This is a genomic window from Candidatus Berkiella aquae, from assembly GCF_001431295.2.
GTDB classification, from domain to species: Bacteria; Pseudomonadota; Gammaproteobacteria; order Berkiellales; family Berkiellaceae; genus Berkiella; species Berkiella aquae.
In genome coordinates this window covers 1272856-1290345 of sequence record NZ_LKAJ02000001.1, presented here as the reverse complement: position 1 = coordinate 1290345, position 17490 = coordinate 1272856, and the positions used below count along the sequence as shown (strand labels likewise).

The window sequence follows — 17490 nt, the reverse complement described above, 5'->3', positions numbered from 1 at the left end:
ATCATTTTTCATAATAAGTTCAATCTAATTTTTTGCGATTGGTTGATGTCTCAGTTGGTGTTCTAGGTTTTTTTCCATTTTTTATGTATTGAACTATGCCGACAAGTGTCTCTCCTGCAACTTGTTTCAAATGCTCTCCTTGAATATTCTTAATATTGTTATCGGGAAGAGGCGTAATTCTAGCTTGACCACAACGGTAAGCATATTCTTCCTTAATTTCTTTCATTATTGTAGGATCCTTTTCCATTCGTGATATGAGTAAGTTGCAGACTTTTTCCATCGCGGAAGGTAGCTTATTATTTTCACGCTTTATATCTTCAATCATATATCGTAGGGTACAATATAATTGAAAATTATGTTGTCCACGAACGTAGGAACTCGCAGCTGCCGTTTCGTTAACCATTGATTGAAGGACAGTAATCTGCCGCTGTCTCACTGGATTTTCTATATTTTGCTGTGCATTCCGACGTATCGAAGGCAATATATCTCTCTTAGCAAAAACAGTATTTCGTTCAATATTATACATTTCCTTGATACGGGGTATTGATTGTGCAGTACCCTCTGCGGTGTTTGATGGCTTATTTTCTTGATTTATCAGTTTTAAAACAATACCTATGAGTCTTTCTACATTATCCGATTTGCCATGTTCATTAGCACGCACTAATGACATAAGTTTATCAACCTCAGCAACTCGATCATTATCACGCACCCAGTTTATGTCTATTTTATTAAGTAGATTAAGAATCCCTCGCTCTGAATCAATTTTATTAACATAATCTTCTATAAATTCTTTGCCGCAAATCAATCGTGCAGTAATAATATTGTTTCCTGGATTAACGGTTACTGCTTCGAGATCAGAATTCAATAACGATTTTAACATATCAATACGATTCCATTTTATCGCATACTCAAAAACTTTATCGGTATCGATATTATTAAATCTTGCCATTGCTGCGATATTATCAGTTTGATTAGTCAGAACATGAAATTTAACATTTTCTTCATCGCTCAAATGCCCAATGAATAACTCTGTTTCTTTATCCTTCGCCAGTTCATTTTTCATTTTATCAGGTAAACCATCCCATAATTTGAGCAATCTCTCTTCATTATCTTTTGTTTTTACTTCTGTTCTTGTATTGGCTAAACTGCCTCTAAAAAGACATTCTTTAATTAACTTAAATAAAATTTGTTCTGCCTCAGGTGTATTAGGAGCATTTGCCGCTGCAATAAGCTCATCTACATTTGTATCGCGAATATGTTTGGTGAAGTCTTTATAAGATTTCTCATAGGCTTTATCTGGCGAATTTACTATTCTTTTTATATTTTCTTCGTCACCTCCATTATTCTGCAACAATACCAACATTGCTCGCGTAGCCGCTTTGGGATTAGCAAAAGCACAGTTACCATGTTCTTGACCTTTAGAAGGAAGTGAAACAATAGGATTATTGAGTTCGACAACATTATTTAATACATTATGAAGATCTTGAATGGTTGAATTTGAAGTGTAAAATGCTCCATTTATTTTTCTAATCGTTTCAAGATCAAGCTGTTTTTTTAATTTATATATTTTGGTGCCTTGATTAACATCGAGCAAACCGTGCCCACGATTGCAATAGATTAAATAATCACCCTGTATTGCAATTCCAACTGCATGAGGTGGTGTATTACAACCTGATGTCATATAGGTTAGTTCGCCTTTTTTATATCTATCGTAAAATGCTTGGCTAGAACCATATTGATTGTGATGATTTGTAAAAAATTTCGTTGCTTCTGCTATTTTTAAAAAAGATGACACGTCTTCATCTTGAGCGTGCTTGCGAATATATTCATCAAGATATCTATTTAACCATTTTACGGAGCCTTTGGGTGACGAGCCAGAAATACCCATTTTATAAGTATTATCACCAATAGTAACAGCCATTTTATCTTCTTTTTTATTATCTTTAACACCTAAGGTGACATTATCAAAGCCTAAAACAATCGCCGTTCTTTTGAACAACGAAAGCGTACTGGCGAGAGAATTTTCATTTTCAGACATGGGCATGTTATGAGAGTCAAACAAATCATAAATAACTTCACCGGGTAAAATTTGTCCAGTTTGTGCAAACTCGGCAAACAAATGTTTATTGAGTTCCCAATCGTCTTTTATCTGATTTTTTACATCTTCATGTTTAGAGATATAACCCTCTATAAAAGCTAAAAGCATAAACATTGATGATTGATATTTTTTTGAAGAACCATCTTCTTTAAAATGTTTTTTATGTGTTTCATCTAAAACTTTTTTTAATGACTCAGCATTATTTTTAAACAAATGCTCTATCACTTCTTTATTTCTCAACACTCTCCAAAGATTAATTTTAATAAATCGATCATTTTTAATAATTTCTATTATCTGATGAACTTTTTGGTCTAAACGCTTATCTTTTTCGCTGCTATCTTTTTCTGTTTTTTTTATAGTCCTTCTTCTCGCTATCTCTGGCATATGCCACTCCTTATCACACCATAGCCTTTATCTATGGGCACGGTGATTTTCCCGTGTTATTAGAGTGACTGTTTATAAAGGAAAAAGTTCACTTTTCAATGAAATCGTGCATATTCAGGGAAGCAATAGGATTACCACTCCTTTTTCAGTAGCGACTTCAAAAGTGCAAAGTTTTTGGCACCGAGAGCCTCTTCAACTTCTTGTTCTAATTCTTGAAGTGCCTTAAAAGCTGCCTTCTTTAAGGCTTCACCTTCGGGTGTGAAAACCACCTGCTTATCGCGACTATTATCAGGGATAGCTTCAAGCGCCAATAAACCTTTATCAATTAACTGGGAGATCAGTTTATGTACCGCTTGGCGAGACACATTTAAACGACGAGCAATTTCAGAAATAGTTAAGGATTCTCCTCGTAAGGTAGCCAAAATACGGGATTGTGCATCGGTTAATTCTTGATAAGGTGTTAGATTTCGTTTTTCTTGTAAGCGCTGCTCCAATAACCATAATTTCTCCTGAAGTAAGCCTTTTAAATTACTTACTAAAAAATCCTTTTTGTCAACAATGGTTGACATAATTACCTCCCAACTCCATAATGTCATCGTAGGTTGACAATTTATCATAATTTAAAAAAAAGGGGGAGTTAAAAATGCTATTAATCACAGGTGGCAATGGCCGTTTAGGTAGGCAATTAATTGAACAATTAAATCAATTACATTTGCAGAAACAATTTATTGTCAGTGTTCGTGATATGAATAAAGCACAAACATTGATTGCTGCCAACAATCAAGTTCGATGTATTGATTTTAATGATACCCACTCTCTAGAAAAAGGCTTGAAAGACATTCAAACTTTATTCTTTATTTCAGTTGATGGCCCACTACCAGCGAGAATGCAACAACAACAGAATGTGATTGAAGCGGCAACTCGCATGGGCGTTAAGCATATTGTGTATACCAGTTTTATTGATATCGCAGAAGATTCACCGTTTGCATTGAGTAAAGCGCATGCCAAAACAGAATATTTATTAAAGCAAAGCGGGATAACCTATACCCTATTACGCAATAATTTATATGCCGATCTGGTTCCTTTATTAGCCAAATTGACCGATGGAAATTTCACCCTACCTGCTCATAATGGCAAAGTCGCTTTTATCTCAAGAGAAGATATTGCATCCTTTGCGGTAAAAGTGTTGCTCGAACCGAATAAGCACCAAAATAAAACGTATGAATTAACTGGCTCCCAAGCTTATACCTATTTTGAGGTTGCGACCCTTTTATCTAAAAAATTCTCAAAGGAGGTTAATTATCGACCAGGCACTTCGGCTGATTACATCCAACAGTTGCAAAAAATCGGTTTACCGGTTTCATTAGCATCAGCAATGTCAGGTATGTACGAGGCGGTAAAAGAGGAACATTTAGGTTATGCTAGAATATCACCTGATTTCGAAAAGGTGATGGGAAAACCAGCCAAGTCACTACAAGATTGGCTAATGATATAATTTTATCACAACACGCCGATTTTTTGCTCTTCCTTCTGCTGTTTTATTAGGCGCAATGGGCATTCTATCGGCGTAGCCTTTTAAGGTAAAAAGCTCGGGTTTAATGCCTGCAAACACTAAATAATCTTTCACTGCCCACATGCGTTTATTGGCCATATGCATGTTACTGATGTAATCCCCTTTGCGATCGGAATGCCCTGTGACATCAATGCGGCGAATTTTGCCATCAGCCAAAATGTATTCTTTAATTTCATTGAGTTGCGCTTCAGCATCGCGGGATAATATGGTACTGCCACTCTCAAAATAAATTTCCGTTTCTTTCAATTCGGCAAAAGAATCTGGCACCATATTATCGATACATTTAAGATAGGTTTTATACGCTTTTTGAAATCCTACGGCACTTAGCATAATTTTATCATCACCGGTACATTGTTTTTCAAAAGCGGCATCTTGCGGTTTCATCACAAAGGCAGCAGATTGCCCATTACGTAATGCAGCTAATAATTGATAGACCGTATTTTTTTTAAGTGTAACGGGTTCGGTTCCCACCGTGAGAGGAACTTCTACTAACAAAACCGGATCCGTGTCGCACTTCCATTCTTGAGGATAAACGACAATTTGTGCACTACCTTTATGTTGACGTCCTAAAATCGATTCTAAAGCAAATTGCTGTTTACCACCGTTGGTTTGATTGAAAATGGCTTTGCCATAGCCAGGAATAGAATGCGTGAGGGTACATTCAATTTTATTTGTGATAGTCTGCCAGCGGGAATTCGCGCTGTTAGCTTCAAACTCTTCCGCCTTTAGCCCAAGGACTAGGCTAAAGAGAAGAGTTGGCGCTACAATAGCCACAAACTTGGGAGATGGCATAAGGCCCACTATCCTTATCTATCAAAATTCGAGTACCGCATTTAACATCGACCAAAGGCTATGACACTTTATGCAATCGATAGAGATTATTTATCCAGATGACTGGCATTGCCATCTGCGAGATGGAGCCGCACTAAGTACTACGGTGCCCGATATCGCAACACAATTTAGACGAGCCATTGTGATGCCCAATCTCGTTCCTGCGGTAACCACCGTTGAAATGGCAAGTGATTATTGCCAAAGGATTATGGAAGAGGTACCCAGTCATAATCCCTTTACCCCCCTAATGGTACTTTATTTAACCGACGAGACCCCGGTTCAAACCATTCAAGCTGCGAAAAAATCTGGCATTATTTTTGGCTGTAAATTATATCCTGCCGGCGTTACAACGCATTCACATGCCGGTGTGACTTCACTTGAAAAATGTCATGCTGTTTTTGAAGCCATGGCTGAATTAGGGCTGCCTTTATTAATTCATGGTGAAGTGAATGATCCAGCGGTTGATATCTTTGACCGAGAGCGCGTCTTTATTGAAAGCCATTTGCTTCATCTTGTCGAACGTTATCCAACGCTCAAAATCGTATTAGAGCATATTACTACCCAGGATGCGGTTGAATTTGTTACGCAAGCGCCAGCGAATGTTGCAGCAACCATTACCCCTCATCATTTATTATTAAATAGAAATGATATGCTGGTTGGCGGTATTAAACCTCATCATTTTTGTTTACCGATTTTAAAACGAAAGCTTCATCAACAAGCTTTACTGCAAGCCGCTACCAGCGGCAACCCAAAATTCTTCTTAGGGACCGATAGCGCGCCTCATGCGCAATCGAAAAAGGAAGCAGCATGCGGTTGTGCCGGTATTTACAGCGCCTATTCTGCCATTGAGCTTTATGCAACCGCCTTTGAACAAGCCAATGCTTTAGATAAACTAGAAAATTTTGCCAGTCGTTTTGGCCCTGCTTTTTATGGCTTGCCAATTAATACCGATAAAATTACCCTAACAAAATCCACCTGGGTTATGCCAAATGATTTACCTTTTGGTGAAGAAAAGCTTATCCCCTTTTTAGCCGGAGAAACATTAACGTGGAAAGCGATTCGATAAATCACCTTATTAAAAAGCGTTTTCGAGGTTTTTTACCCGTTGTCATTGATGTGGAAACCGGTGGCTTAGAACCTAAAAAAGATGCTTTGCTTGAATTAGCTGCTATTACTATTGAAATGAATGAGCAAGGATTCGTTTTCCCCGCAGAAGAATTTCATTACCATATTTTGCCATTTGAAAATGCGAATTTAGATCCAAAATCCCTCGCCTTTAATAAAATCGATCCCCTCTATCCGTTGCGTTTTGCGATTGACGAAAAAGACGCCATGAAAGATCTTTGTATAAAAATTACCCAGGCTTGTAAAAAGAATGAATGCCAACGAGCTGTACTAGTCGGCCATAATGCATGGTTTGATCAACATTTTTTAAATGCTGCGATGGCACGCAGCCATATGGTAAAAAATCCCTTTCATCGCTTTACCAGTTTTGATACAGCGACTTTAGGTGGCCTTGCGTTTGGTCAAACGGTGCTTTCCAAAGCCTTAGGCGCTGCCAATATCCCCTATGACAGTGAAGAGGCCCATTCCGCTTTATACGATGCACAGCGCACCGCAGAATTGTTTTGCCATATCGTCAACCAATGGAAAATCACTACAGAGCCAGAGCAAGCTCCGTTCCCTGACGTATAGCACGGGTAGCATCTAGTTCTAAAGCCAATTCAGCGCCTCCCACTAATGAAACAGGCACTTTACCTTGTAATGGTTCGTAAAGTGTCTTGAGGGGCAACTGGCCTGCACAAATCACAACATGATCAACCGCTAGCACTTGTGTTTTACCATCAACAACAATATGTAAGCCCTCATCATCAATTTTTTGGTACTCAACGCCCGCAAACATCCGAACTTTTTTCCGTTTTAATTCTGTGCGGTGGATCCAGCCTGTGGTTTTGCCTAGACGGGCACCCAATTTTTCATTTTTTCGCTGTAATAAATAAATTTCACGTTTAGAAGGAATATCAATCGGTTGAATATTAGCAACCCCACCTCTCACCGCATTGTTGGGATCGATTCCCCAATACGCTAGGAAATCTTTAATTTCAATGCTGGGATGATTAGCATCGGCATGCGATAAAAACTCCGCCACATCGAAACCAATGCCGCCTGCACCAATGATAGCGACTTTATCACCCACCACCACTTTGCCTTGAAGGACATCGATGTAAGTAACGGCTTTAGGATGGCTACTACCTGGGATCTGCAGCATGCGCGGTGTAATACCCGTTGCCAGTACCACATGATCAAAAGCGCCATCTAATAACATGGAGGCATCTACTGCTGTGTTCAATTGAAGATTGACCCCCGCTTTAGGGAGTTGATGACTGAAATAGCGCAGAGTTTCAAAAAATTCCTGTTTGCCCGGAATGCGTTTTGCCAAATTAAATTGTCCGCCAATTTCACTTTGTTGATCAAACAAAGTCACTTGATGTCCACGTTTCGCTGCTTGCAAACTACAAGCCATTCCAGCAGGCCCTGCACCTACTACCGCAATTTTTTTCGTTTTTTTAGTGGGCGTTGCGACTAATTCTGTTTCATAGGCTGCAAAAGGATTCACCATACAGGTTGCACGTTTTTTCTGAAAAACATAATCCAGGCAGGCTTGATTACAAGCAATACAGGTATTGATAGCGTCAATCTCATTTTCTTGTGTTTTTCTCACAAAATTAGGATCAGCCAAAAAGGGACGTGCCATCGAGATTAAATCAGCATCATTACGTGCCAACACGGTTTCTGCATCATAAGGGTTATTGATACGATTACTGGTCATTAATGGTAAATTCACCGCTTGGCGCAATTGGTGCGTCACCCAAGTGAAGGCTGCCCGAGGCACTTTGGCTGCAATGGTTGGGATCCTAACCTCATGCCAGCCAATCCCGGTATTGATAATGGTGGCTCCAGCCGCTTCGATAGCTTGTGCTAAAGCCGCTGTTTCTTCAGGCAAATTTCCATCAGGAATTAAATCTAACATCGATAAACGATAAATAATGATAAATTTTTCACCCACTGCTTCGCGGGTTTTTTTCACGATTTCTTCGGCAAAACGCATACGGTTGGTGAAACTCCCGCCCCATTCATCTTTGCGATGATTGGTGTGAGTGACTAAAAATTCGTTAATTAAATAGCCTTCTGAGCCCATGATTTCAACACCATCATACCCTGCTTCTTTGGCAAGCACGGCACAATTTACATAATCATCAATGGTTTTTTGCACGCCTTTGCCACTTAATGCCCAGGGCGTAAATTTATTGATAGGTGCTCTAATTCTAGAGGGGCCAACGGCTAATGGATGATAACCATAACGACCAGCATGCAGAATTTGCATGGCGATTTTCCCGCCACTTTCATGGACAGCGCTGGTAATTAATTGGTGATCGTTAACTTGGCTTTTTGAGCTCAAACGCGCAGCAAATGGCGCAACCCAACCCGCACGATTTGGCGCAATACCACCTGTGACTATTAATGCGACATTGCCTCGTGCTCGAGTGGCATAAAACTCTGCCATTTTAGCGAAACCGTCTTTGGCTTCTTCAAGGCCGGTATGCATGGAACCCATCACAACTCGATTCTTGAGTTGGGTGAATCCTAAATCTAATGGTGCTAACAAATGCGCAAATGTGCTTTGTACCATAACATCCCTTTACAAAAATCCCTTTGACAGCAAGATATTGATAGAATCAGCCGATCTAATTTGCTGCGAAGACTATAGTCACAGCAGATGGCTCTTCAGCTAGGCGGCAAGTGATCTCGCCATCCGAGTGTACAAGTCGTACATGAGGATGGCGAGGAACGAAAACAACACCGCTGAAGAATCAGTCTGTGAAGACTATAGTCACAGCAGATGGCTCTTCAGCTAGGCGGCAAGTGATTTCGCCATCCGAGTGTACAAGTCGTACATGAGGATGGCGAGGAACGAAGCCAACAACGCTGAAGAGTCAGCCTGCGAAGACTAAAGTTGTTCGGCGTTAGCAGCGAGATACGTCGCAACTCCATCAGAAGTCGCTCTCATACCTTGGTCGCCTTTCTTCCAACCGGCTGGGCAAACTTCACCATGATTTTCATGATATTGGATGGCATCAAATATGCGTAAAATTTCATCCATATTGCGGCCAATCGGTAAATCATTAACGATTTGTGAACGCACGATACCATTTTTATCAATGATAAATGCAGCGCGGAAAGCAACGCCCACTTCAGGGTGCTCTACACCATAAGCTTGGCAAATGCGGTGATTAACGTCTGCTGCCATTGCATAAGCTACTTTTTCAATACCACCATCTTTAATCGCGGTATTACGCCATGCATGGTGAGAAAATTGTGAATCGATAGAGACAGCAACCACTTCAATATTGCGTGCTTTGAATTCATTCATGCGCTTATCTAAAGCAATTAATTCAGAAGGGCAAACAAAGGTAAAATCGAGGGGATAGAAAAAGACTAAACCGTATTTATCTTTGCAAGCTTCAGAAAATTTATATTTACTCGTAATTTCGCCGTTACCGAGTACGGCTGCGCAGGTAAAATCAGGGGCTTTACGACCAACTAAAACGCTCATTTATTTCTCCTTCAAAACATATCATGACTTAAACTAATTTGCTGTCATCCTAACATGCCCCTTTAGAGATTACCATTTGAGAACAATTCTTATTTGCCTATGCGATGCCTATATAAGATAGTCGGTTACCGTCGCGATTTGCTGCCTATACAAGTAATTGCTACTTTTTCGTCACGAATTAGTTAAATATAAAACTTAATATTATTGAGTTTTAAAACAAACTATTTAAAACTTAATGTTCGAATGATATAGTTGTCAGGATTTTCACTGGGGTGAGCAATTTTTATGAAAGCGAAAGCAATAATTAACATTATAACGGGAAAAGGGACTGAACAAGACATTTTAAACCAATTGAAAAAAGCACTTGCTAAAACAAACCTACCTTCCCACCTATCGCATAATAAACTGACTCCTTTAATTGCTGCTGCAATGAGGGGTTACACCCATATATTGCGTTATTTGATTGAAGAAAAAAAACTTAACCCCGTCCATACCCAAGATGACGCTGTCCTTTTGCTAAAAGAATGTTTAAGCCAGAGGCAGGTAGATTCGGCACGCTACTTAATTAATTTGCTGAAAAATTTGGATAATCTCCATCTAAACAAAATATTGAGAGCCGCGGTTGTTCATAAACAACTCCCTATTGTTAATGTGTTGTTGGATACATGGCCACAACTTATCAATTATAATACCGTGATACTTTTAGAACAGGCCCTCGTATCTAAAGTAGATGAGATCACCATCACTTTACTGCAACGAGGTGCTCATCAAATGGTATTTATACCTAGCGCTCAAGGGATCTGCTTTTATTCCCTCGTATTAGATGACGCCAATGAGAAAGTTCTTCGAGCCCTACTTGAATTGAATGTCAGCCCTGTTCGATCGCTTCTTACAACTTCCAATTTACCCCCTTTACTTGCACTATCCTTCAGCTCAGAATCCGCTACAAAACAACGCTTATGCGCCTCTCTTTTATTAGAAGCCGGAGCTGGTGTCAATATTTCTTGGGTGCCAGATGAAATACTCGCACTATATGGTTTATCTCGCTCTAATCCATCATTAGAAACTTTTCTGATCGTGGGTGAACAACAAGCCGATGGTACTTGGAAAAAAAGATCAATCTATAAAATGGCAGAACTCGAAAAGGCGCTTTGCGATCCACATTGGCGATTTAAAATAGCGCAGCTTAAACAAGCCGCTGTAGAAATGAACGTTCCAGAGCTCATCAGTTTATTTGCAACACTTCCAGATGTTGCAGCACTAACTGAGGCAGCACCATTACCTCAAATAATCAGTCCCAATATCCGTTCTTCTTCGGTAACTCCTTTAGAAAGTGCGCTTTATCAAACATGGGGTGTTTATTCAACTAATAAAAAACGATTAATGCAGATACTTGAAAACAAGGCTACAGAAAAAAATATTGTAAAAGATTTTTTTAAATCCTGTAGTGCTTTAATCAATTTTTTGCATCACGATATTGCGAATAGGATTACATTAGATAAAAACTACACCATACTCTCTGCCTTAAGAGAAGATATAACATTCATCGAATCTTCTCTTTTCTCACTTATCAAATCTGATGATGATGATGATGAAAATTACATTACCTCGCATAGTTTTATCATGACCAACCTTTTTAATGATCAACTTAATTCAATGCTTCATCTTCATAAAGCATTATTGAGCAAACCGCAATATACTGCTTTGTATATCCATTTAATGCAAATCAATGCAAAAGCGTCTACACTCATTGCCATGGATTATTTAAAACTTAACCGATCCCACCTGACATTGCATTACGCAATTCATGCAATAAAACAACTTGATAAATGTTTAGCCATTGATATTCAAAGAGGCCGCTCATCTGTTGAATATGATGTGAAACTAGTTAATGATGTCAGACACAAAACATTGTTCATACTGATTGCAGCTTATATTAAACAAGGCTGCATTCAAGACGCGCTCAAATGCTTGCAAGAAGCGACAAATAATTACTATCATATGCCAGACTATATCGCCGATATGCACCCTATCATCTTAAATAGTCTACACGAATTAGTTTCGCTACCAGATAGCATTGCCTTGTTAAATCAATTTATCACCTATCAAACACAATCGATTAGTGTTGACCTGTCCCCAATTACTTTCAGCAAATATCAACAATTGATTACCTTGCGTGACCAATACGAACAATATGAAATTGAACTATTTTCAGCTATTATTTCCATAAAAATGCGTCCATTTGGCAAAGTCATTTTAGATAGAGAAAGAGAATCATTACGTTGCATTTTAAGCGACTCATTGCTTGAACGTGTTGATTTGCAAGTGCTAAATCAATACGACAATCCACAACTGATAACCTATGATGCTCATTCGCATGAAATTCATTTTATGAAAGCTTTTTTACTTTCTAATCAGCGTGACAAGCAACTCAGACAACTTATTGCCAGCCTTTCTCCCAAAGAGAGTAAAGCAGCACCCAGCACGCAAGCAGCTGACACTGAAATGCTTTGCAAAAAGTTATCTGAAGTGACGATTGAACTAAAAAAACCTAAAATTAAAACGCGCCCCCCTCAATCTTCACAAGCTCATTCTGAGAGTGAGCCCATTCAAAAACCTAAAACCAAATATTATGGTTTTAAACCGTTAGATGGTTATTCCCCACCCATTGCGGTAGTGAGTGATTATATTCCTGAAAAAACGCTTTTTATCACCATTCCCAATAATGATCCGACTTTTTTACCTTTTTTAAATTTAGCTTATGATCAAAAATTAGATACTTATCATGAGATCCGCAGCATTGCTGAAAAAGGACATAACCAACAAGGGGCAAAGCTTGGAAGCCGTTGGCAAAAAATGCCCAATCAAGCACCGATTAAAATAGATATTGCCAGAATAAAGGTACTGGGCGCCGAGGGTAAAGGAAAATTACGCGCAACAGGCAGTGTCCAACAGGAGATCCGCACTAAAGCCAATAAACTGCGAAAGCTCTATGTGATAGACCAGGTGACGGATAAGAAAGCAGAGAAACGTCAGAAGAAATTTTAAGCAATACACATGATCATGCGTTTGCAATCAGGGGGAATCATGATTCCCCCTGATAATCCTATTTAAAAGTTCCAGGGCCAGAATTCATAGTTCTGATAATCATATTGATAAACCGCTTGGCCAACCATGGTTGCCACCAACGTTGTTGTAATGACAGGAGCACCAAGATAAAGCGCGGAAAGCCCAAGGGCTGCGCCAGCTATCACGCCAGAAGCCGTTGCTTCACGATGTGCATCGGCTTGCATCCTTTTCCACATTTCGGGTGAAAAATTATTGCCGTTGCACCAATTAGCGCCTGACACTTGTCGAATTTCATTGGTTGATAATTGACGTATCATGGGTAATCCCCTTCTAACAATTAAGTAAGCAAATAAACATTATTTGCTTACTCTCATGTTAAAGCGGACAAACGGCAGGTCAATCACCAAACATCTTTTTAGTTAATTGACTGTCTTTAAACTTCTGCGGCAACCGCTTCCATGTTATCGGCTAATACGCCAGCGGCAGCGAGTTGCGTTTGCAATTCACCCTTTTCAAATAATTCCGTTACGATATCGCAACCACCTAACAATTCACCATTTAAATATAACTGTGGAAAAGTAGGCCAATTCGCATAAATTGGGAGGGTTTGACGAATATCAAGATTCTCAAGAATATTAACGTAAGCAAATTTTGCCTTACAAATTTTTAAAATATGTACAACCTGACCAGAAAAGCCACATTGTGGAAATTGCGGCGTGCCCTTCATGTACAACAATAATGCGTGATTTTCGATCTGCTGCTTGATGCGTTCTAATGTATCCATTGCTCTACTCTGCTAATAAGGTTATGTACTCAAACCAATTTGAAAAGTGGCAAGAGCATAAAGGACAGCATTGTAGAATATTTAGGCTAGCTTGATAAACCCTTGCCATGAGCTATTTTGCTCCATAGACTGTGTTTCTGATAAAAATCAGACGTTTAAATTAAAGTCAGTGATTTAAATATAAACAAGGAACCTGAAGCATGGCAATAACACTCCCTCCCCTTCCGTATGAAATGGATGCATTAGCACCCCATATTTCCCGTGAAACATTGGAATATCATTATGGTAAGCACCATAAAGCCTATGTCGATAATTTAAATAATTTGATCCCTAACACAGAATTTGCAAACAAGTCTTTAGAAGAAATTATTAAGACCTCCAATGGTGGGATTTTTAACAACGCTGCGCAAGTCTGGAACCATACATTTTATTGGCATTGTTTATCCCCTAATGGTGGTGGTGAACCAAAAGGCAAATTAGCAGAAGCCATTAACCAAAAATTTGGTTCCTTTGATGCATTTAAAGAATTATTCACCAAAACAGCAATCACCACTTTTGGTTCAGGCTGGGCATGGCTTGTTAAAAATAAAGACGGTTCTTTAGATCTGGTTAGCACATCCAATGCACAAACCCCCATGACATCCGACCAAAAAGCGTTATTAACGTGTGATGTGTGGGAGCACGCTTATTATATTGATTACCGTAATGCAAGACCTAAATATGTTGAACATTTCTGGAATTTAGTCAATTGGGATTTTGTTGCAGAACAATTTGCCTAATCGATTAAGAAGAGGCCAGTTCATGGCCTCTTCTGTCTTATCTATTTTTCACGTTCATCGATGGTGTTGTTATACTAGGTTGAGGTTTAGGTTTTTCTTCTTTTTCAATCTCGGGCATCTGGTTAAAGGTCATCGCTTGAGCTCTTTTGGTTTCTGGCTCACTCATTAACTTTAACTCATCTTTTACTAAAAGCTCGCGTTGATTGATGTGATACATGAGTTCCGTTGCTTTTGGGTCAAAGAGTATTTTCTCACTCAATTCTTCATATTGACTTAAGAATTGCCCCCAGGCTTCTTGGGTTAATGGTAAAGTGCCAACTTCTTTTTTATATTCAATTAATACTTTTGACATCTTATCATCAGGATTTTTATTGATGAACTGTTCGATTTTAGCTTGAGCCTCATTTTTCCATTCTGCTTGCAGTTTATCAACTTTGCTAATCAATTCTTTAGCTTCAGGATCAGAAACTGAACCTAATCCCTCTTTAAATTTTTTCCATGAATTGGAGTCGACAGGCAAACCACGATGCTGCTCAATATATTTTGAAATCGCATGAGACATTTCCTGAGGACCAACCATCATAGAAGCAACAACTTCATTTTTGGTATCCAGTATTTCTTTTTTAAGTGGCGTTACTTTTGCCGGATCCGTCTCATTTTTAAGCTTTTGCTCTAAATCTTCAATTCTCTGAAAAATGGCTCCCGTTTTTTTTATAAATTCAATGGTTTGGGTATCACTTAATTGATGCTCAGCAATCATTCCTTGAAATTTTCTCCATTCCTGCCTTGAAGCCGGATATTTACCCTCGTTATTGTTCAAAAATGTATGCAATGCTTCATTATATTTTTGATAAGCTTCACCACCTTGCATTAATTCTGCAATAGATAGTGAATATTTCAAATGAATCTCATCAATGGTCAACAAACTGCCTTTTGCAGATAATTCATTTAATTGCACACCCAGCAATTTATCTTTAGGCGTCAGTAATGTATTATTTGCCATTTGTGAATGTTTACGATTATACCAATCAACAACCATTAGCATTTCTTTTTCATTAGTTGGAAAACGTTTTTCTTGCGTCACGGTCACTTTGCCTGAAGCGTCTTTAGTCACATTAGCAAAATGTTCTGTTCTTGCAAACGTGGTGATTGCTTTTGCCAAATTACTTGTGGGATATTCGTCAACGAATTTCCTGATTTCTAATGCGCTATTATAAGATTCATAATTTTTTCTTTGATTTACCTGTGGATCAAATCCTGTTTCTTTTGCAAGAAAATCAGCTGAAACCTGTGCCAATGTCGTGTTCTTATTTTTTGCATAATAGGCAGAAATTTTATTCACACTTTTATTAAATATTGTTTGTATTTTAGCCTCATTTTTTTCAGGTTCTTTTTGTAATTTTTTCAATTTTGCTTGATCTCTTTTCAAGTTCCTGATGACCCTCTCTTGTTTTCGCGAAAAGATTTTTCTATCTAAATAGCTTATCACTCTGAAGGCCAGCTTCTTGAAAAGTGGAAAGCGATTAGCTCTTTTTTGATTCTTCGCATCTTGATGATAACGATAATTTTGAATAAAGCTCTTGACCATACTTGACTTCGATGTTTGTGTTACATGAGGCTGCTCACTTCGTTCTTTTCCTTTTAACCGAGAAGGACGTAATGTCGGTTCTTCTACAACCCCACTCTCTACCTTGGGTAAATTCACTTGCGCATCTTGCGTTGCTTTAACTTGTTTTATTTCTTCAACCACACCCGTTTTTTCTTTGCGATGCTTTGTAGCATCAATAAATGTTGCAATAAAATCATCATTGTTATTATTTAACATTGAATTAAGTAAAATCACAGAAGCACCAGTTTGTATTTTGTCTCCTAAACTACCTTTATGACTATCGTATGCTTCACCAACACTATCACCATGAAACTCAGGATGAAATTGGGTCATCATAATAGGTGCACCATATTTTTCTTGAGCTGCTTTGACAACGCCGTTATAAGTAGCAACCACTTCCAGCTGAGCTCCTTGTGATACATTATCACCAATATTTTGTATTGCTTGGTGATGAACTGACATACCTTTTACCGTTTCTTGTAATAAGCTAGGCATAATCCCATGCGTTCCTGGCAAAGCTTTAATAGGAGGGGCCGATTTAAAGTTTCCTTTATCATCCAATCGTTGAATCATATCACCACCGTGATATACATTGAGAATTTGGCAACCACGACAAATACCCATCATCGGATTACCACGTGCTTGTTGATCACGAATTAAAGCAAATTCGATAACACTTCTCATATAATCACTTTCTGGCTCAGCACGCGGATCAGGAGGTTGCCCATAAAGCTCAGAAGGGATATCTGCCCCACCAGGAATCAACATGCTATCGAGGTATTCGCTATAGAGTCGAGAGCGGTCAATAATTTTCTGTGTTTCTTGATGTGCTTGCGGATTTTTATCAGCAGCTTCAAGAATTGCCATTGCTCGACTTTTGTCAGGTGCTTTGCCTTCGCTTCTTTTCTTTTCATATTTATTAAGAGACTGTTTTACTTCACTATCTAGATTTTTGAGATCCACTTCGTTATCTGATAAATAACTTATTCTAACAGGTACTGCGCCTTGTTTTCTTAATTGTTCATAAACTTTAAAAGCGGAATGACCCGGCTTATGAGGTTGCCATAAGATACCTACTACCGGCTTTGGTGGTTGAGATTCTTCTTTCGTTGCGTTTTTGAAAAATTCTTTATCTTTAGGTAAAACACAATCTTTCAGTATCGTTGCTTCCCAGATAACACCTTGATCTTCTGCCGCAATAAAGACACTGTCAGTCACAGAAGTACCTCTAAATTTTACCTCTTGACCAAACTTTGCCTTATAGAAATCGACATTTTTCATATTACAATTACTAAATAGCACATTTTCTTCAATATTGGCGCGCATCATCAAGGTACTTTCAAAACGACAATTTTCAAATGAGGTTTGTTTAATATTGCAATTTTCGAAAATTGCATTTTTAAAGCTAGTATTATTAAAACGACAGTTTTCAAAATGTGATCCAGAAAAATTACATTCTTCCAATTTACAATCGTTAAACGTTATTCCCGAATAGTCCACATTTTTTAACAATTCTCGTCCATGAGAAACCACTTTCCCCGCTCCAGAGGGATGATCTATAGTAAGACCTACAATAGCAAAATCAATATTACTTAAAATAGGAGAATACCCATTGTCTTCTAAGAGCTTGCTCAAAGAAGCCATGGGTTGATCTTTGGGAACTTGGGCAATGAGTGCTTCAAATGCCTCTTGGGTAATCATTTGTTTAGGACCTGGTACCACAATCATTTCCTCGCTATTTTCTCTAG

The 17490-nt window shown here is 38.6% G+C and carries 13 protein-coding genes; 5 read left to right on the top strand and 8 right to left on the bottom strand.

Annotation, left to right across the window (positions count from 1 at the left end):
• Window positions 1-19: 19 nt before the first annotated feature.
• On the bottom strand, window positions 20-2482 hold the full coding sequence (locus tag HT99x_RS05880) for a hypothetical protein (RefSeq protein ID WP_075066185.1): 2463 nt from the start codon (window positions 2480-2482) through the stop codon (window positions 20-22).
• Between the two features lie 131 nt (window positions 2483-2613).
• Window positions 2614-3051, bottom strand: a complete 438-nt coding sequence (locus tag HT99x_RS05875; protein ID WP_075066184.1) for a MarR family transcriptional regulator — start codon at window positions 3049-3051, stop codon at window positions 2614-2616.
• Between the two features lie 74 nt (window positions 3052-3125).
• On the opposite strand from HT99x_RS05875, the gene HT99x_RS05870 reads away from it, so the two are divergent.
• A complete protein-coding gene (locus tag HT99x_RS05870; protein WP_075066183.1) occupies window positions 3126-3977 on the top strand; it encodes an NmrA family NAD(P)-binding protein in 852 nt (283 codons plus the stop codon).
• Here HT99x_RS05870 and HT99x_RS05865 read toward each other — a convergent pair.
• The gene (locus HT99x_RS05865) at window positions 3966-4847 is read right to left on the bottom strand and encodes an OmpA family protein (RefSeq protein ID WP_075066182.1); all 882 of its coding nucleotides are present in this window, start codon (window positions 4845-4847) and stop codon (window positions 3966-3968) included. The two genes, HT99x_RS05870 and HT99x_RS05865, sit on opposite strands and share 12 nt — an antisense overlap.
• A gap of 70 nt (window positions 4848-4917) precedes the next feature.
• On the opposite strand from HT99x_RS05865, the gene pyrC reads away from it, so the two are divergent.
• A complete protein-coding gene (pyrC, locus tag HT99x_RS05860; protein ID WP_075066181.1) occupies window positions 4918-5952 on the top strand; it encodes a dihydroorotase in 1035 nt (344 codons plus the stop codon).
• Window positions 5934-6581, top strand: coding sequence for a ribonuclease T (rnt, locus tag HT99x_RS05855; RefSeq protein ID WP_162254384.1), 648 nt, complete (start codon window positions 5934-5936; stop codon window positions 6579-6581). The genes pyrC and rnt overlap by 19 nt, the downstream gene beginning before the upstream one ends.
• Here rnt and HT99x_RS05850 read toward each other — a convergent pair.
• Together HT99x_RS05850 and HT99x_RS05845 are read right to left on the bottom strand one after the other, a co-directional pair.
• On the bottom strand, window positions 6544-8577 hold the full coding sequence (locus HT99x_RS05850; protein WP_075066180.1) for an oxidoreductase: 2034 nt from the start codon (window positions 8575-8577) through the stop codon (window positions 6544-6546). The genes rnt and HT99x_RS05850 overlap by 38 nt on opposite strands.
• 318 nt (window positions 8578-8895) lie before the next feature.
• Window positions 8896-9501, bottom strand: coding sequence for a redoxin domain-containing protein (locus tag HT99x_RS05845; protein ID WP_075066179.1), 606 nt, complete (start codon window positions 9499-9501; stop codon window positions 8896-8898).
• Between the two features lie 285 nt (window positions 9502-9786).
• Between HT99x_RS05845 and HT99x_RS05840 the strand changes: the two genes are divergently transcribed.
• Window positions 9787-12549 carry an ankyrin repeat domain-containing protein gene (locus tag HT99x_RS05840; RefSeq protein WP_075066178.1) on the top strand — a complete coding sequence of 921 codons (2763 nt, stop codon included), beginning with the start codon at window positions 9787-9789 and terminating at the stop codon, window positions 12547-12549.
• A 62-nt stretch (window positions 12550-12611) separates the two neighbouring features.
• On the opposite strand, the gene HT99x_RS05835 is transcribed toward HT99x_RS05840, so the two are convergent.
• Window positions 12612-12887: a hypothetical protein gene (locus tag HT99x_RS05835; RefSeq protein WP_075066177.1), complete on the bottom strand. Its 276-nt coding sequence runs from the start codon at window positions 12885-12887 to the stop codon at window positions 12612-12614.
• Window positions 12888-13003: 116 nt separating this feature from the next.
• A complete protein-coding gene (grxD, locus tag HT99x_RS05830; RefSeq protein ID WP_075066176.1) occupies window positions 13004-13354 on the bottom strand; it encodes a Grx4 family monothiol glutaredoxin in 351 nt (116 codons plus the stop codon).
• A gap of 200 nt (window positions 13355-13554) precedes the next feature.
• Here grxD and sodB point away from each other — a divergent pair, with 200 nt between their 5' ends.
• A complete protein-coding gene (gene sodB, locus HT99x_RS05825) occupies window positions 13555-14133 on the top strand; it encodes a superoxide dismutase [Fe] (protein WP_075066175.1) in 579 nt (192 codons plus the stop codon).
• Between the two features lie 37 nt (window positions 14134-14170).
• Here sodB and HT99x_RS05820 read toward each other — a convergent pair whose 3' ends face one another.
• The gene (locus HT99x_RS05820; protein WP_158003378.1) at window positions 14171-17464 is read right to left on the bottom strand and encodes a gamma-glutamyl-gamma-aminobutyrate hydrolase family protein; all 3294 of its coding nucleotides are present in this window, start codon (window positions 17462-17464) and stop codon (window positions 14171-14173) included.
• Between the last annotated feature and the right edge of the window lie 26 nt (window positions 17465-17490).